Annotated in this window: 19 protein-coding genes and 2 pseudogenes; 17 read left to right on the plus strand and 4 right to left on the minus strand. The window is 37.6% G+C overall.

Annotated elements, in window-relative coordinates:
- Positions 1-473: 473 nt before the first annotated feature.
- On the plus strand, positions 474-3,116 hold the full coding sequence (gene adhE, locus RTK36_RS12350; protein WP_312047555.1) for a bifunctional acetaldehyde-CoA/alcohol dehydrogenase: 2,643 nt from the start codon (positions 474-476) through the stop codon (positions 3,114-3,116).
- 297 nt (positions 3,117-3,413) lie between these two features.
- A pseudogene (locus tag RTK36_RS12355) lies at positions 3,414-3,684 on the plus strand (transposase); the annotation flags it as partial.
- Between the two features lie 255 nt (positions 3,685-3,939).
- On the opposite strand, the gene RTK36_RS12360 reads toward RTK36_RS12355, so the two are convergent.
- Complete coding sequence (locus RTK36_RS12360; RefSeq protein ID WP_312047556.1) at positions 3,940-5,559, minus strand: DEAD/DEAH box helicase; 1,620 nt, start codon at positions 5,557-5,559, stop codon at positions 3,940-3,942.
- A gap of 315 nt (positions 5,560-5,874) precedes the next feature.
- Here RTK36_RS12360 and RTK36_RS12365 point away from each other — a divergent pair, with 315 nt between their 5' ends.
- From RTK36_RS12365 to RTK36_RS12400, 8 genes and pseudogenes are all read left to right on the plus strand, one after another.
- Positions 5,875-6,672 carry an undecaprenyl-diphosphate phosphatase gene (locus tag RTK36_RS12365; RefSeq protein WP_312047557.1) on the plus strand — a complete coding sequence of 266 codons (798 nt, stop codon included), beginning with the start codon at positions 5,875-5,877 and terminating at the stop codon, positions 6,670-6,672.
- Positions 6,673-7,010: 338 nt separating this feature from the next.
- A complete protein-coding gene (locus RTK36_RS12370; protein ID WP_312047558.1) occupies positions 7,011-7,715 on the plus strand; it encodes an MgtC/SapB family protein in 705 nt (234 codons plus the stop codon).
- 152 nt (positions 7,716-7,867) lie between these two features.
- Complete coding sequence (locus RTK36_RS12375) at positions 7,868-8,494, plus strand: stage V sporulation protein AA (protein ID WP_312047559.1); 627 nt, start codon at positions 7,868-7,870, stop codon at positions 8,492-8,494.
- On the plus strand, positions 8,491-8,916 hold the full coding sequence (locus tag RTK36_RS12380; protein WP_312047560.1) for a stage V sporulation protein AB: 426 nt from the start codon (positions 8,491-8,493) through the stop codon (positions 8,914-8,916). Before RTK36_RS12375 ends, RTK36_RS12380 begins: the two co-directional genes overlap by 4 nt.
- 133 nt (positions 8,917-9,049) lie before the next feature.
- Positions 9,050-9,496, plus strand: a complete 447-nt coding sequence (gene spoVAC / locus RTK36_RS12385; RefSeq protein WP_312047561.1) for a stage V sporulation protein AC — start codon at positions 9,050-9,052, stop codon at positions 9,494-9,496.
- Positions 9,497-9,502: 6 nt separating this feature from the next.
- Positions 9,503-10,537 (plus strand): annotated as a pseudogene (spoVAD, locus tag RTK36_RS12390) (stage V sporulation protein AD).
- Positions 10,537-10,890 (plus strand): stage V sporulation protein AE, encoded by a 354-nt coding sequence (spoVAE, locus tag RTK36_RS12395; RefSeq protein WP_334308127.1) that lies wholly within the window; start codon positions 10,537-10,539, stop codon positions 10,888-10,890. Before spoVAD ends, spoVAE begins: the two are co-directional and overlap by 1 nt.
- A gap of 202 nt (positions 10,891-11,092) precedes the next feature.
- Positions 11,093-11,821, plus strand: coding sequence for a YebC/PmpR family DNA-binding transcriptional regulator (locus tag RTK36_RS12400; protein WP_312047563.1), 729 nt, complete (start codon positions 11,093-11,095; stop codon positions 11,819-11,821).
- Positions 11,822-12,025: 204 nt separating this feature from the next.
- On the opposite strand, the gene RTK36_RS16735 is transcribed toward RTK36_RS12400, so the two are convergent.
- The 3 genes from RTK36_RS16735 to RTK36_RS12415 form a co-directional block, all read right to left on the minus strand.
- Entirely contained in the window at positions 12,026-12,352 is a 327-nt protein-coding gene (locus RTK36_RS16735) for a tyrosine-type recombinase/integrase (protein ID WP_312047588.1), read from the minus strand.
- Positions 12,322-12,870, minus strand: coding sequence for an N-terminal phage integrase SAM-like domain-containing protein (locus tag RTK36_RS12410; protein WP_312047564.1), 549 nt, complete (start codon positions 12,868-12,870; stop codon positions 12,322-12,324). The genes RTK36_RS16735 and RTK36_RS12410 overlap by 31 nt, the downstream gene beginning before the upstream one ends.
- Positions 12,871-13,329: 459 nt before the next feature.
- A complete protein-coding gene (locus RTK36_RS12415) occupies positions 13,330-13,884 on the minus strand; it encodes a helix-turn-helix transcriptional regulator (protein WP_312047565.1) in 555 nt (184 codons plus the stop codon).
- Positions 13,885-13,974: 90 nt separating this feature from the next.
- Here RTK36_RS12415 and RTK36_RS12420 point away from each other — a divergent pair, with 90 nt between their 5' ends.
- From RTK36_RS12420 to RTK36_RS12450, 7 genes are all read left to right on the plus strand, one after another.
- Positions 13,975-14,169 carry a helix-turn-helix domain-containing protein gene (locus RTK36_RS12420; protein ID WP_312047566.1) on the plus strand — a complete coding sequence of 65 codons (195 nt, stop codon included), beginning with the start codon at positions 13,975-13,977 and terminating at the stop codon, positions 14,167-14,169.
- Positions 14,170-14,185: 16 nt separating this feature from the next.
- Positions 14,186-14,368 carry a hypothetical protein gene (locus tag RTK36_RS12425; protein ID WP_312047567.1) on the plus strand — a complete coding sequence of 61 codons (183 nt, stop codon included), beginning with the start codon at positions 14,186-14,188 and terminating at the stop codon, positions 14,366-14,368.
- A 379-nt stretch (positions 14,369-14,747) separates the two neighbouring features.
- Positions 14,748-14,849, plus strand: a complete 102-nt coding sequence (locus RTK36_RS16740; protein WP_442871352.1) for a hypothetical protein — start codon at positions 14,748-14,750, stop codon at positions 14,847-14,849.
- A gap of 186 nt (positions 14,850-15,035) precedes the next feature.
- Complete coding sequence (locus RTK36_RS12435; RefSeq protein ID WP_312047569.1) at positions 15,036-15,212, plus strand: transcriptional regulator; 177 nt, start codon at positions 15,036-15,038, stop codon at positions 15,210-15,212.
- Positions 15,213-15,226: 14 nt separating this feature from the next.
- Complete coding sequence (locus RTK36_RS12440; protein ID WP_312047570.1) at positions 15,227-17,038, plus strand: bifunctional DNA primase/polymerase; 1,812 nt, start codon at positions 15,227-15,229, stop codon at positions 17,036-17,038.
- 196 nt (positions 17,039-17,234) lie between these two features.
- Positions 17,235-17,402, plus strand: coding sequence for a hypothetical protein (locus RTK36_RS12445; protein ID WP_312047571.1), 168 nt, complete (start codon positions 17,235-17,237; stop codon positions 17,400-17,402).
- A gap of 28 nt (positions 17,403-17,430) precedes the next feature.
- Positions 17,431-17,747, plus strand: a 317-nt coding sequence (locus RTK36_RS12450) for a hypothetical protein (protein WP_331655042.1), incomplete at its 3' end; no start/stop codon positions are given.

Genomic DNA, 17,747 nt, shown 5'->3' on the forward strand with positions numbered 1-17,747 from the left:
ATGAGTTTTTCAGTAAAATTGTTTTTTTTGTATAGAAGTATGTACAAAAAGACTAATTTCGTACATCATTAGTCCACTTCTTATTTCAATATTTAACACAAACACAATATACCACAAATTTTTGTCCATATAAAAAATGATATAGGCTATTCGTTTAATCGGTATGGACAGAAATTGAAATTTTTATTGATTAAAACGATTTTCAATGATAGTATTAGCATCAAGAAAGAAAAGCGCACAATATTGCAGGTGATATATTTTGACAAATATAAGAAATGCACAATGTAGCTGATTCTTTCCACTAGTATTGCTCTCTGTGTCAATAAAAATACCCCATCTAAATTTTATATTTCATATACAAAAAATAGATGGGGGATGCGGCAGTGCGTGCAGTACCGTTCCTGCACTTAACAATAGAAAGAAATAGAAAAAAATCATGTTAACAGACTAAAATTATGTAAGGGGGATTTTAAATGGCAGTAGAAAAGAAGAAAGAGGCAGCTCCTGAAACAAAAAGACCCGAAATCGTAAACAGTGTTGAAACCTTGAAGCACAGAATTGCAGAGGTAAAAGAAGCGCAGAGAATTTTTTCAACCTATACACAAGAGCAGGTAGATAAAATTTTCTTGGCAGCAGCTACAGCAGCCAACAAGAACAGAATTCCTTTGGCAAGAATGGCAGTTGAAGAAACCAAGATGGGTGTTATAGAAGATAAGGCTATAAAAAACCACTTTGCTTCTGAATATATTTATAATGCGTTTAAAAATAGACAAACTTGTGGTGTGTTGGAATATGATCCCGCTTTTGGTATCAAAAAGATTTATGAGCCTATTGGTGTTATCGCAGCGGTTGTTCCTACAACAAATCCTACATCAACAGCAATCTTTAAATGCTTGATCTGTTTGAAGACAAGAAACGGTATGATCGTTTCTCCTCACCCCACTGCTAAGAATTGTACAATCGCAGCAGTTAAGACTGTATTGGATGCAGCTGTTGCAGCCGGTGCTCCTGCAGGTATCCTTGCTTGGATTGATGAACCTTCCATCGAAATGTCTGTAGAAGTTATGAAAGATGCAGATATGGTATTGGCAACTGGTGGTCCTGCAATGGTTAAATCCGCTTACTCCTCTGGCAAGCCCGCTGTTGGTGTAGGTAATGGTAATACTCCTGCGTTGTTTGATGAATCTTGTGATGTCCTTATGGCAGTTAACTCCGTAATTCATTCCAAGACATTTGATAACGGAACAATTTGTGCTTCCGAGCAGTCTGTAGTAATTATGGATAAGATTTATGATAAATGTAGACAAGAATTTCTTGATAGAGGCTGCTATATCTTAAACGAAGAGGAAAAGAATAAAGTTGGCAGAATTATTTTAAATGCAGCTGGCAATATCAATGCTCAAATCGTTGGACGTAGCCCTTATCAGATTGCACAGTTGGCTGGTATTGAGTGTCCTAAGGATGCAAAAATCCTCATTGGTGAAGTTTCAGAGTTAGATGTTACAAAAGAACCATTTGCTCATGAAAAACTTTCTCCAGTTTTGGCTATGTACCGTGCAAGTTCTTTTGATGAAGCAATGGAGATTACAGACAGATTGGTTATTGACGGCGGCGTTGGCCATACATCCGTTTTATATGTAGATCCTGTAAAGGCTCCTGAAAAAGTAAAACGTTTTGAAGAAAAAATGAAAACATGCCGTATTTTGATCAACACACCTTCTTCTCATGGTGGTATTGGCGACCTTTATAACTTTAGACTTCTTCCTTCTCTTACCTTAGGTTGTGGTTCTTGGGCTGGCAATGCAATTTCACACAACGTGGGCATCGATGAATTAGTAAATATCAAAACGGTAGCTGAGAGGAGAGAAAACATGCTGTGGCTTAGAACTCCTGAGAAGGTTTACTTCAAGAAAGGTTGTACACCTGTTGCATTAAAGGAATTAAAAGATGTATATAAATCAAAGAAAGCTTTCATCGTAACAGATGGCTTCTTGTTTAAGAATGGTTACACAAAGTCCCTTACAGATCAGTTAGATGAAATGGGCATTACACACCATGTATTCTTCGATGTAACTCCTGACCCTACATTGCCTTGTGCAATCGCTGGTGCAGCTGCAATGAAAGAATTTGGTCCTGACGTAATCATTGCTCTTGGCGGTGGCTCTGCAATGGATGCTGGTAAGATGATGTGGGTAATGTATGAGCATCCCGAAGCAGACTTCTCTGATTTGGCAATGCGTTTCATGGATATCCGTAAGAGAGTATTCGTATTCCCTAAGATGGGCCAGAAAGCAATCTTCGTTGCTATCGCTACATCTTCCGGTACTGGTTCCGAAGTTACACCTTTCGCAATCATTACAGATCCTTCTACACAGACAAAGTACTCCATCGCTGACTATGAAATCATGCCTACAATGGCAATCAGTGATGCAGATATGATGTTGGATCAGCCTAAGGGCTTGACCGCTTCTTCCGGTATCGACGTATTGACTCATGCTGTTGAAGCATATGTTTCCATGTTGGCTACTGACTATACAGATGGTTTGGCTTTAAAGGCAGCAAAATTGGTATTTGACTACCTGCCTAGAGCATACAAATATGGCCGTGATGATATTGAAGCTCGTGAAAGAATGGCAAATGCATCCACAATCGCTGGTATCGCTTTCTCCAATGCTTTCTTGGGTGTAAACCACTCTATGGCTCATAAATTAGGTGCACATCACCATGTACAGCACGGTGTTGCAAATGCACTGTTAATGTCAGAAGTTATTAAATATAACGCTGCAGAAGTTCCTAAGAAGATGGGTACTTTCCCTCAGTATAAGTATCCTCATACAAAAGAACGTTATGCAGAAATCGCTACATATTTGGGTATCACTGGCAAGGATGATCAAGAAAAAGTTGACAACTTCATCGCAAAGATTGAAGAACTCAAGGCTACTGTTGGCATCGCTAAATCCATCAAGGAGCATGGCGTTGACGAAAAAGCATTCTTGGATAAACTGGACATCATGTGTGAAGAAGCATTCGATGATCAGTGCACAGGCTCTAACCCTAGATATCCTCTGATGAGCGAAATTAGAGAACTGTACTTAGCAGCTTATTACGGTAAATAATTAACATACTCCATATTTATTAAGAAGGCCGTATAGAAATATACGGTCTTTTTATTGTAGCTTTAGCTTCAATATACCACCAGCTTTGCTGGTGGAATGAAAAGCTTATAGAAGTAGTAAACCTCCTCTGATAAGATTAAAGTGGTTCCCCAACTGCTAAAATATCAAAGGAGGTTTTGTCATGACAGACATAAAAAGCTTATCACATTGAAAGTGGAGACGTATCGTATTATATATGCTCCTAAGTATTAAAGATTAGCGATCAATGGGAAGATAAAAGCTAAAAGTTGAGACCAAGCGTGTAAAGACCATATACATATGCTAGTTGAGATACCCACCAAGTTTAAGCGTTGCACAGCTTGTAGGTTTCTTAAAAGGAAAGAGTGCGCTAATAATATTTGATAGACATGCAGACCTGAAGTATAAAGGGGAGCATGTAGACGCGGTAGGGTAGAAATGAACGTGTAATAAAGGATTATATAAAAAATCAGTTGCAGTAGACATAATAGAAGACCAAACATCATTAAAAAGATATATTGACATGTTTACAGGTAACAAGAAGAATTAAAAGGACCAAAAGAAAGCCACTTTAGCGGCTCTCTGAAAAAGAAATGCGTTGGTGGAACATTTCAGTGTATCTTAAGATGCTGTGCCATTAAAAAGCCTTTCTAGGGCTAATGCGAACCACGCGCTTAACGTGTGATTTTGATTTACAAATAATGAAATGAAATTCTGTTTTAAATGCTAAATTTTATGCTTGGCAATGGAAAAAGACAAATAAAAATGGATTGCAGTATATAAACTGCAATCCATATCAATAATTTTAGTTATTTTTTTTAGATTTATCTTTTTTTGCAATTTCCATGTGAATTCTTTTGTTTTTGATTTTAGCATTTTTCATGCCTACCAAAACATCTTTCACATATTCCTTTGGAATATCAACGAAGGCATAGTCATCATAAAGATCGATAGCCCCCAGTACTTTACCGGGAACACCGGTTTCGTTTGCAATGGCACCTACGATATCCTTGGTACGAATTTTATTTTTCTTACCAGCATTGATGAAGAGTCTTACCATCTTTTCATCATCGCCGCCATAAACTTCGGTTCCACCTAAATTGATATCATCTAAAACATCCAGCTCATCCACGTTCTCGTTTGCAAGGTGATTTTTCAATAAAGCAGCAGCTATATCAATGGAAGTATAATCCTCTTGTACTAAGCGCTCAACCAAATTTATATATTTGGTTAGATGACCTTCATTCATAGTATCTTTCAATTTTTCCAAAAAGATATTGGTTTTCATTTCTTCTACGTCACTTAAAGTAGGGAGTTTTTGCTGTGCGATTTTTGTTTTTGTATAACGCATAATATCGCGAAGCTTATAAATTTCCTTACCAACACAGAATGTGAAAGCTTTACCTGACTTTCCAGCACGTCCTGTACGACCAATACGGTGTACATAATATTCCTCATCCTGAGGAACATCATAGTTAAACACAACATCAATATCATCAACGTCAATTCCTCTAGCAGCAACATCCGTTGCAACCAAAATTTCAATGGTTCCGTTACGGAATTTCTGCATAACCTTATCACGCTGAGGTTGTTTTAAGTCTCCATGAAGACCTTCGGCAAAATAACCACGACCCTGTAAAAGTTCAACCAAGTCATCTACGCGTTTTTTGGTATTACAAAAAACCATAGCTAAACGAGGGTCATACACATCAATAATACGGGTCAAAGCATCTAGCTTTGTTTTTTCTTTTACATCAAAGTAAGCTTGCTCAATATTGGGAACCGTTAATTCTTTACGAACAACCTTAATAAACTCGGGGTTTTTCAAGAACTTTCTGGTAATATCCAAAATTTCGGGGGATAATGTTGCTGAAAATAACAGTGTTTGATGGTCTTCTGGAATTTTAGTCAATATCATTTCGATATCTTCACGGAATCCCATATCCAGCATTTCATCGGCTTCATCTAATACCATCATTTGAACTGTTTCCATTTTTAAAGTGCGGCGGCGCATGTGATCCATTACACGGCCGGGTGTGCCGATTACTACGTGAGCACCTTTTTTTAAGGCAGCAATCTGTCTATCGATTGGCTGTCCGCCATAGATGGGTAATACACGAATATTTTCCTTATATTTCAGAAGTTTTCTGAACTCTTCACTAACTTGAATTGCCAATTCTCTAGTAGGGCAGAGAATTAATGCCTGTAAACGCCTATCATCAGGGTTTACGCGCTCTAAACAGGGGATACCGAAAGCCGCAGTTTTACCGGTTCCTGTCTGAGATTGACCGATTACATCCCTACCTTCTTTTACTACACTGATTGCCATGGATTGAATTGGTGTTGCTTCTTCAAACCCCATGTCCAGCACAGCTTTACAGATTTCGGGGGATAAATCCAGGTCTTGAAATTTTAAATGCTCCATTCTTTGTTTCCTTTCTTCTTTCCTGAGCCGAAGAGAACCACAAAAAAGGAAGTTGCTTGTCAGAGGTGTCCCTCCACGTCTTCTTTCGACTACAAATTTAGTTATGAGTGCTTTCGCAATTGGCATATTCTTACGATTTGCTAATATACCTATTTTAAATCCCTTTTAAAGCACTGTTTTTATGAGGTTTCAAAAATAAAACCGCAAACTATATATTAACAGGGAAAAATATTATTTGCAAGTGAGAATTCTCTGTTATATAATAAATTGTTACTAATATACAAGAAATGTTTAGAAATAGGAGGAATTTTGATAATGCAGATAATCGAAGCCATTGTTTTAGGCTTAATCCAAGGGCTAACAGAGTTTTTACCAGTAAGCAGTTCGGGACATTTGGTGTTGCTCCAAAACCTTTTTGGCATGCATGAGGCAACACAAGCATTTACTATTTTGCTGCATGTTGCCACGCTGATTGCTGTTTTTGTATATTACTGGAAGGATATTTGGGCTTTGATTTGTCGTCCCTTTCAGCGTACCACGGCACTGCTGATAGCTGGAACAATTCCAACTGTAATTATTGCATTATTGTTTAATGATACATTTGATTCTATTTTTGGTTCAGGAAAATTTATTGGTTTTAATTTTATTTTTACCGGTTTTATCCTTCTTTATGCAGATAGCCGTAAAGGTGGGAAAAAGAAAATTCGCAATATGTCTATTTTTGATTCTTTAGTGGTTGGATTTATGCAAGGTATAGCAATCTTACCCGCCGTTTCTCGTTCTGGTATGACAATAAGTGCCTGCCTTGGGAGAAATATGGATCGAGAGAATGCAGCTCGCTTCTCCTTTCTATTATCCATTCCGGCTATTATGGGTGGTATGGTACTCACGATTAAGGATATGATAACAGGGAAGGTTGTATTGACCGAGACAATTGGTTTAATACCAATGATAGCAGGATTTATCGTTGCTGCCATATCAGGTTATTTTGCAATTCGTTTTATGGTAAGTGTGATCAAAAATGGAAAACTCAAATGGTTTTCTGCATATGTGTTTGTTTTAGGCAGTATTTTAATTTTAGATCAGTTTGTTTTACATATGATCGTAAAATAAAAACCATAGAAAAATATCCTCATTTATAGCAAGCACATTTATATCGCTTTCTTAGCTTTCAATTTTAGAGCTTTAGAGAGATGTTTGTTAAATATTTAAAAACCATCAGCCTGTATGCAAGACAATCATCTGCCAAGCAAGCGGGCTGTTATTTTTTTATAAGAAAGTGAGTTTAGATGGAGTTAATTTACCCAAAATAAGTATCATATTGTTTTGTACAATTCTATTATGTTAAGAAGATGCAAAAAAATGGTTGCTACTTATGAAAGGATTTGAAAATAGCAGCCTTTTTTGCTATATTTGATAATATATTGTAAGAACGGCAGGAGGCGAGACTTATGTTTTTGAAGCATTTATTTCTTGAGGAATCTATACTTGGTCTGCAGGGGAATGCAGAATTTATACTTCGGATTATTATCGCGTGTGTTTGTGGCGGGATTGTTGGATATGAAAGAACAAGACGGCGGAAGGAGGCAGGCATACGCACCCATGTAATTGTAGCAGTAGGAGCAACTTTAATGATGATTGTATCAAAGTACGGCTTTTATGATGTAATTAGCACTACAGGGATTGGTGTGGATGTGTCTAGGATTGCATCAAATGTTATCACAGGGATTTCCTTTTTAGGGGCAGGTGTGATTTTTGTAAAAAACATTTCCATCAAAGGATTGACTACTGCTGCCGGACTTTGGGCAATGGCAGGTATTGGTTTAGCTATTGGAGCGGGTATGTACTCCATTGGTATATTTACTACAATTTTTATTCCAATTATACAAGTTTTTCTTCATAGTAATTTTAATAAAAATGATAAGTCATATGATGATACAATTTTAATTACCTTTTATCATGCCCCCTCTGAGATGGATTTTATCAAAAATGAGTTGAAGGCAAGAAATATAGACATTATGCATATGGAAATGGAAAAAAATCCAGATGGTACAGTAACCGTTGTTTTAGATATTACGAGAAATACCATTGTTACTTGTACCGACTTAACTGGTTTTCTTGCAGATGATCCAACGGTGAAAAGTTTTAAAATCTAGTAGAATGAATTTGATAAAAAGCGGCATAATAACCCAAGACAGAGTCCTGTTTTGGGTTCTTTTTTTATGGAATTTAAAAGAAGTGTGATTTCAGAAAGATTCTATTTGAAGGAAATTTTGAACGAAAAAATTTCCATTTGGAGGGCGTGGGAATGGACATTTATATCAAACCGATAGAAAAGGCACAAATTATAGAACGAAAGGTTGTGTTCCTAAAGGACGTAGCTGAAGTTTATATTGGAGGTCAAACCAAGGGGAATATTGAGGGGATTGTGGTTTTTCAGATACCAAAGGACAGAGATGCTACCTATTTAATAACAGCATTAGATATTATACGGTCCATTAACCATCAGTATCCTGATGCCACGGTTTCTAATGTGGGCGAGATGGATATTTTGGTGGAATATCATCAAAAAGATAAGAAGGAAAATAAAGCTTTAGAACTTTTAAAGGTTATTTGCATGTGTGTTGTTTTATTTGCGGGTGCATCTACAACCATTATGTGCTTTCATACTGATACACAGTTGCCGCTGATTTTTCAGAACTATTATTATATGTTTTTCGGAGAAAATGTAGATATGCCGGCGATTCTGTCAATACCTTATTCCGTTGGTTTGGTAATAGGTGTGCTGGTATTCTTTAACCATTTTTCAAAATTTAAGGTTACCGATGATCCTACACCCATTGAGATAGAAATGTCCACTTATGAAAAGGAAACAAATGCAAGCGTTGTAGATAAGCTGAATAAAAGAAGCAGTGGGGGAGGGGGAGATAAATGATTGCAAAGATCTTGCTGATTATTCTTGGCTTCTCTTCTGGCATGGCGATTTCGGCAGGTATTTTTGCTTTTATCGCAGCAATTGGCATAATCCCTCGTCTAGCTCAAAGGACGAAAACAGAAAAATATATTTGCTCCTATGAAGATTCAATCTTATTGGGAGGATTATTTGGCACAACTGCACTGTTTGTTGACTATAGACTACCCCCTATTCCCATATTAGCAGGGGGCTATGCATTGGCTATTGGTGTTTTTGTGGGGGTTTTAGCTGTCGCGTTAGCAGAGGTTTTAAACGTAATGCCCATATTATTACGAAGAGGTCGTATTACTAAGGGACTGCCCTGGCTGTTATTGTGTTTTGCCTTAGGAAAAATGATAGGCTCTTTATTATATTTTTTTGTGGATGGGTTCTATGTGGTCTAAATATGATGAAATAATCTATTTGGACTGAAGTTTGGGTTGACATTAGATTAGGGAATAAAGGTATTTTTTTTGTATACTTGAAAATACTAATTTTGAGCAGGTTAAAATATCTGTTTACGAAGGAGGGCGTAAAATGGACACGAGTAAACGTGCTAAGAAAGAATATGATCAGATGGTAAAAAAAGCATCCCCAAACAGTCCGATTTTATCGAATTGTGTGAAGGCTTTTTTTTCTGGCGGTTTGATTTGTGGTTTTGGTCAAATATTATTAGACTATTTTAGCAAAAGTTATAAAGAAGATGAGGCAGCCCTTTTGGTTTCCATCACCCTGGTTGTTATTTCAGCAGTCTTGACGGGTCTGGGGCTATATGAAAAATTGGGTAAGCATTGTGGCGCTGGTACCATTGTACCTATTACGGGGTTTGCAAATTCCGTAGTTGCCCCTGCAATTGAGTTTAAAAAAGAAGGCTTAATTTTCGGAACAGGTGCAAAAATGTTTATTTTAGCAGGTCCTGTCATTGTTTATGGCACTTTTACATCAATGATAGTTGGATTAATCTATTATTTTGTGGGTAGGTGATAAAAAGTGAATGCAAAAAAAATTGGAAAACAAACGGTAAGATTAAATGAAGGCGTACGTATTTTGTCTGCGGCGTCTACTGTAGGCAAAAAAGAGGGCGAGGGCCCTTTGGGAAAATACTTTGATAAAATTGTAGAAGATTCTACTTTTGGTGAAAAAAGCTGGGAGTTGGCTGAAAGTCACTTCATACAAGAAAATATGGAGCTTGCCGTAAAAAAAGCTGGGCTCAAGATGAAGGATATTGATTACCTCCTTTGTGGGGATTTGCTAAACCAGTGTACTGCATCTACTTTTGGTATCATGAATTTTCAAATTCCTTTTTTTGGACTATTCGGCGCATGCTCAACCATGGGGGAGTCCATGAGCTTAGGAGCAATGTTAATTGATGGTGGCTATGCCAATCATACCCTGGTTGGTGCTTCTAGCCATTTTTGCGGGGCTGAAAAGCAGTTTAGGGCACCTTTGGCTTTAGGTAATCAAAGACCGCCTACCGCTTCTTGGACGGTAACGGGGGATGGTTCCGTTGTATTGGGGAGGAAAGGTAATTTCCCGTGCATTACGGAGATTACCACTGGCAAGATTATGGATATGGGAATTACGGATGCCAACAATATGGGAGCTGCAATGGCACCGGCAGCAGTTGATGTACTTTTAAATCATTTTCAGGATACAGGGAGAACCCCTCAAGATTATGATGTGATAGCTACAGGAGACTTAGGGGAAATTGGTCATAGCTTAGTTGTGGATTTGATGAAAAAGGAAGGGTATACCATGGATGGAAGTTTTACCGACTGTGGTATCGAGATTTTTGATAAAAATAAGCAAGATACCCATAATGGTGGAAGTGGTTGTGCCTGCTCAGCAGTTACATTTTGTGGATAATATTATCCCAAGTTGATGTCAGGGGAAATTAGCAGAATGCTTTTTATTCCAACGGGAGCATTGCTCAGCCCAACTTCTACACAACAGGGACAAAGCATTCCTTGTATAGCCCATGGTGTTTGCATCGAAGGGTGCGGTGAAAAGGGAGGGAAGTCATGATTTCTTTTTTAAAAGCATTTGTAGTGGGAGGTCTGATTTGTGTAATTGGTCAAATTCTAATTGATAAAACAAAATTAACCTCTGGTAGAATTTTGGTGTTGTATGTGTGCATCGGCTGTATTCTTGGAGGTTTGGGATTTTACCAACCCATAGAGGAATTTGGTGGTGCGGGGGCAACAGTTCCCTTAACAGGTTTTGGATTTCGATTGGCTGAGGGTGTTATGAAAGAGGTGGATTCTGCGGGTATTCTTGGGATTTTCACAGGGGGATTGAAAGCTGCTGCAGGGGGAATAACGGCAGCGGTGGTAGCGGCCTTTTTAGTTGCCTTGGTTTCAAACCCAAAAGAAAAGTGATAATATTATTTATGCAAAGTTTTATCGAAAGATAAGACTTTGCTTTTTCTTATATAGTTTGGAATATTTGAAAATATGGACGGTTTGGGAATGCGAAAGTTTCATTTGTGTGCCAGTTAAAGGCTTTGTGAGCAATTTTTCTTGAAATATGTCGGAAAAAATGGTAAAATACTATGATGAAATTTATGGAGGAGGATTCCTAATGTCAGGACATTCGAAGTTTGCGAATATTAAACACAAGAAGGAAAGAAACGACGCAGCAAAAGGTAAAGTTTTTACCATGTTAGGTAGAGAAATTCAAGTGGCGGTAAAATCAGGCGGGCCCGATCCATTGAGTAATGGCAAACTGCGAGATATTATTGCCAAATGCAAAGCGAATAATATGCCCAACGATACCATTGACAGAAGTATTAAAAAAGCGGCTGGAAATGAAGAGGGCGTTGAATACGAAATAATCAGATATGAAGGCTATGGTCCTGCGGGGGTTGCGGTTATTGTGGAAACCCTTACGGACAACAGAAATCGCGCTGCGGCAAATGTTAGAAATGCATTTACAAAAGGCGGCGGAAATATGGGAACATCAGGCTGCGTTTCTTTCATGTTTGATGAAAAAGGCTTAATTGTTATTGATAAAGAAGAGGTTGAGATTGACGAGGAAGAACTGATGATGTTGGCATTGGATGCTGGTGCCGAGGATTTTGCTGCAGAAGAAGATAGCTTTGAGGTAGTAACCGCACCGGATGATTTTTCAGCCGTTAGAGAGGCATTGGAAGCAGCAGGAGTACCCATGGCATCTGCTGAGGTTACCATGATTCCTCAGACATATACAGAACTAAAGTCAGATGAAGAGATAAAGAAAATGCGAAAGCTTTTGGATTTATTGGATGAGGATGATGACGTTCAAAATACTTACCATAATTGGGATGAGTAATAAATAAAATAGCCGTAAGCCTTGAAATTACAGGGTTTGCGGCTTTGTTTTTTGTCTATGCGTACTAAAAACGTACTATTTCATTAAAGCATCTAGTTTTTCGCATACTGTTGTTTGCTTGTTAGGGTATAAATGGCTGTATACTTCTAAAGTTGTTTTTATGTTTTCATGCCATAATCTATCCGCTACTACAAGGGGCTGAAATCACATTTCAATTAACAAAGAAGCATGGGAGTGCCTTAAGTCATGTATGCGTATTTGTTTCACACCTGCGGCCTCAGCGTATTTATTTAGCACCACACGCAAGGCTGGACGGCTTGCAGTAATAAGACGGGTACTTTTGCCACAGTCATATATATGTGATAGATATTCTTCTATTGCTTCACACAAAGCAATAGGGATTTCTACTATTCTTTTGCTTTTCTTTGTCTTAGGTGTTAAAATGAGCTCTTCTTTATGGAGTTTAGCATAATTTTTGCTTATAGATATTTCTTTCTTTACTAGGTCAATATCTCCACGGATGCAATAAATTTTTTATATTCATCTAGTATCCAGAATTGTATATCTGCTTTCGGTTTACCTTGTATCCCTTCGTATATTTTACATGGGTTTGAAGATAGGTTATAGTAACGAACTGCAAAATTAAATATGCATGATATTTGGCCATTCACTTTTTTTAAGTATAAATTGCTGTATTCATTAATTTCTAGGAGCTTATTATTAAACTGCCTTAGCGTGTTGGGTGTTATTTGATTTATAGGCATATCTCCAAGCTCTGGGATGATACGATTATCAACAATTGATCTTTTAACTTCATATGAGGTGGGTTTTAAAACATTTTTAAAATCCGCCATATAAAGCTCTGTCATACATTTAAACGTCATATCACAAGAGCCGGACTGCTGGTTAATAAATTCTCTTTCAAAGTCCTGCGCTTCTCTCTTAAGCTTAAAACCTTCTTTTTTCTTCTTCTTTTTATTTCCTTGCCAATCAGTGTAGTAAAACGTGCAAAACCATGAATTACGCTTCACGTCCTTATAAACAGGCATAAAAATAGACCTCCTTTTGTATTTTGGGTATAGCAAATAAGGCGGTCTTATGGTATACTTTTCTTGTCTGAAAGTGGTTTTAAGACCGCTGTATTTAAGTCCTTTCCGGGTGGTGCCGGGAGGGGCTTTTTTTATTTTATAAGAGTTTAGACTCAAATAGTTCTTTGGTTATCTTTGCTGTTGCTTCATTTGCCATAGCAGCAACCTGAAACAACGTTCCTTTTAGCATTGCATTTTATTCTCTTAGTCGCTGGTTTTCTCTCTACAGTGCTCGCAGCCTAAATACACTGACTGTATCCAAATCTCTATCTTGCCTTTTTAGGGCATCGATATAATCAACTGGGAACATATTTGTGATTTCGTTAGGCTTGATTTTCTTCTCAGCAATCCAATTAATGACGGTTGACAAGCCTACATTCCATCGTACCGCTGTCACAGTACTTTAGTTGGCATAGTTGCTTAAGGTAAGTTATCGGGGTATTTGTGAAGGGTGTTTGTATCTTTGCTGCGCTTCTCCATTTCCTCAACAAGTCTATAAAGATAACCGGTAGTTGAGTCTGTCAGACTCACCAGATCGAATTTGTCAACCAGAAAACTTTTAGTATCGAAATCAGAAGTTATTTCATATAATGTTGCTGTTTTTTTTCTTAGAGAGTAAGAAACACATTTTAAAAGCATTTTTGCCGTTTCTATATCTGAGCTGTCCATGACTTCGTAAAGCTCATCTGATGAGATTGGTTCATAGTCCAGTATATCACTTAGATGAATGCCTAAAATATTAGCTATTTTTATAATTGTTTCAATCTTTGGCTCTCTAGTTCCTGTTTCGTAATTGTTGTATGTTGTATATGGAATCTGTAATAATCTTGCCATTTCTGCTTTGCTATAATTTTTTTTTTCTCTAATGTTTTTTAATTTTTCTGAAAGCAAAACAATCACCTCAGTGTTAATGATACTGCTTTCTAATAATATTGTCAAAGAAAAAATACTCGTTTTGAAAATGATTCTTCTCATATTGAATAAAATCCCTTGACATTTACTCTAAATGAGAATATTATATCACTGTAATTACTCTAAATGAGTAATATGTGAGGGGGTGAACGTATGCGTATAGACGAAATAAAACTCGCAGTAATTATGGCAAGAAAAAAACTAAACCTAACCAAGTTAGCAGAGTTAAGTGGAATTTCTAGGGCTACACTTAGTCTTGCAAAAGCAGGAAAGCGTATCAAGCCCGAAACGGCTGCAATTATCGCAGACGCTTTGAGATGTGATGTAAAAGACCTATTAGAAGATTGAGAAAGGAGGTACAGCTATGATAAGGGTTAGATCAGTTGAGATTGTAACTCAGGTAAAACAGGTTATAGAAGTGGTAGACGTAGCCGTGACAAATGCTTTGCTAACTTCCGGCGATTGGGTGTTGTTAAATACATATTACAATTCAGCATTCTCCATAAAGAAGCCTACATTTGTTTTGGGCAGGCTGAAAGAGTATTGATTTCATGCAGGAACTAAAATTGACGACTTAGAAAATTTAAGGAACTTAGAGAAAAATAAAGAATTTGAGAGTAAAGTAATTTCTGTTAAAAGATTGGGTGCATAAATATTTTGTTGGAAGTGTTAAGAATAAATTTTTAAAACGAAATAATGATATATTAAGGCACCAGTTACACTCAGTTTTTTACAGTTGCATTTTATTCAAGAAAGTAAAATCATGAAATATGAGATTTGCGTGTTAAAGAATTTAATTCTATAATCAAACCACAAATAAAGAGTGGGAAATTTATGAAGCATTTAAAAGTAATTGAAAATGAATGCGTGTCTGTTTATGAGACCAGTATAGGGAAAAAAGTTTTTATGGAAGTGAGTTACATGCGATTCTACAAGTAAAGGGCAGATTTAATGACTGGGTTAGAAATTGTTTGTCTGATTGTGAAGCTGCTGAAAATGAGGACTATGAAACCCTTACTAAATTTTAGTAAGCGATGGACAAGCCAAGGAAATAACCCTACCTATCAAGCTGGAAATGAAGATGTGCAATCGGGTATTGATTTTGCATTTAAGTTTGAAACCATTGGGGGAGGCTTTATATTCAGAAACCTACTCATTAAGTCAGATGACACAGTACACATTTCTAAAGAATACTAAGTTAGGAGGTTAGCTCTGTGGATAGTAAATACTATACATACAAGGACGTCATGAATTGTCTGAAATGCAGTGAAATCAAGGCATACCTGATAATGCGTGAGCTTAATATGGAGCTTGCAAAAAAAGGTTTCATGACCATGCGTGGCCGGGTGCCAGGGAAATATTTTGAGGAAAGGTTTAATATTGTGGGGTGACGGCTATTAAAACAATGAAGGAATGGGCTTTACATTACGCAGGGCTTGGACTTGCTGTATTCCCTTTAAAAGTACAGGAGAAAGTACCAGCTACGGCCAACGGGTGCAAAGCGGCAACAAAAAATATACAAGAGATTGAGCAATGGTGGAATGCTAACCCCAGTTACAATATAGGTATAGCAACAGGAGAGACCTCTGGCGGTTTATTTGCCATTGACCTTGATATAGACGAGGAAAAAGGAAAAAACGGTTACGAAGTACTTAAAGAGTGGCAACGAGAACATAGCAAGTTACCCGAAACATGGCAAAGCATAACTGGCAGAGGTGGATACCATATATTTTATCGGGACGCTTCCGTAGTAAGAAATAGGACAAACCTATATGACGGCGTTGACATACGTGGGGACGGTGGTTATATAGTTGCACCGCCGAGTATACACCCTAATGGACGGTTATACGAATGGGAATATGATCCCGATACATATAGACTTGCAGATGCAAGTGATCTTGTTTTTGATTTTATTAATGGTGTTCCGGAATCTTCAACAAATTATAGTCAGTTTACGGTTTCTGCAATAGTACCGGAGGGGGAGCGTACCAGTACAATGGTAAAACTGGTATGTAGTTTGCAATCAAAAGGCCTTGATGATGTAGCAATACGTGCAGCTGTAAGCGTTGAGAATGACGCAAAGTGCAATCCCCCACTTACAGAACAGGAACTTGAAAAAGAGGTATTTCCGGCCTTAAAACGGTACGAGAAAGGGACAAGCTCGTATATCAAAGGGAAAGGCAGTAAAACATTAAACACCACAGGACATTTGGAAATGGTTACTATGGATAGGGCGGTGGAGAAAGCTGCAGAGTGGCTTATTACTGACTATTTACCCGCTTACCAAATAACTACCTTGGCAGGGGATGGGGGCGCAGGAAAAACAACAGTTTGGTGTGCGATTGCCGCCGCTGTTAGCAGTGGAAATCCAAGTTTTTTAGTTGAGGATATGCTTCCTCCTGAATTTGCACAGTGCGAACCACGAAAAGTGATGTTTTTTTCAGCGGAGGATTCTTTTGAGTATACACTTAAACGCAGGCTAAGGTTAAATGGAGCCAAGCTTGAAAATATTATGTCTATTGATGTGGCAGATGAACGATTTAAGGACATAAAGTTTGGTAGTCCCTTTTTAGAAAGCCTAATTGCAAAGTATCGGCCCGATTTGATAATTTTTGACCCGATACAAGCATTTGTTCCTCCGGATATAAGGATGGGAGATAGAAATGCCATGAGGGCAAATTTAAGCCCATTAATTGGATATGGAGAACGGTACAGGGCTACATCCCTTATTGTTGTCCATGCAAATAAGCAATCAGCAGTATGGGGAAGGAAAAGAATTGCAGATAGTGCTGATATTTGGGACATTTCAAGAAGTGTAATCATGGCAGGAGAAACAAATGAAAAAGGTGTGCGATATCTTTCCCATGAAAAATGCAACTATAGTATGACAGGGGAAACGGTACTATATTCCATTGAGGGTGAAAAAGTTGTTTTTAAAGGCTATACGCAGAAAAAAGACAAGGATTTCATTACAGAGGTGGATTATACTACGAGACAAGCACCACAAAGGGAAGAGGCTAAAGATTTTATTATTGATTTCTTAAAAGATGGAGAGCAGGAAGTGTGCGACCTTGATGAAATGGCAAAAGTCCAAGGTTTTTCCAAAGGTACACTAACCAGAGCGAAAGCAGACTTAAAAAAGGAAGGTAGGATTAAGTATAGAAGTACAGGGCAAGGTAATTACAAAAAACACTATGTCTCTATAGCCGCAGATTAAATGATAAAGTAAGGCTTAAAGTATTGATTTTAAAGGATATTTCTTACTTATGCAAGGTGATAAAGTAAGAAAGCAAGGTGCCTTATTTATGCAAGGTGCTAAAGTAAGATAAGATCAGAAAGATCAAGGTTTTTCACGTTACTTACGCATTTATTCTATGTTTATAGGTCGATGATAAAGAAGAAAGGAGTAAAAAATGGATAAAAGCAAAGATTTAGGGATGATAAAAATACATAGTTTTGTTACTGACTACGGTTTTTATTTAGGAATTAAGTACCAACAAAATGAGACAAAAAAAATGCCCCAGCACCGACCAAAGCACAAGGGGCAAAACAATATATTCAACTTCAAGATACCACGGTAAACGGGAAAAGTCAATCAGGGGGTTTTTAATGAAAATAGAAAAATCTGTTTATAGATACATAGAATATGAACTTTACCACTATGAGCAATACAAGAAGGAAATTCAAATCGAGAGGAACGGCATTATTGAGGGTTCTCCTTCATTTGATGGACAACCTAAGGGGAGTAATATTGGCAACCCCACGGAAAGCAAAGGGATTGAGCTTCTTACGTCAAAAGCTTTGAGAGGGATGGAGAATATTGTGGCGGCTGTGGATGCCATGAAAAAACGATTAACAGAAACCCACTATAAGCTCTTTGTATGCTGCTATATTCAAAAACGTAAAGATAGATATAGCATTTGTGA

The sequence above is a fragment of the Anaerotignum sp. genome (genome assembly GCF_031981185.1).
In the GTDB taxonomy this organism is placed as follows: domain Bacteria; phylum Bacillota; class Clostridia; order Lachnospirales; family Anaerotignaceae; genus Chakrabartyella.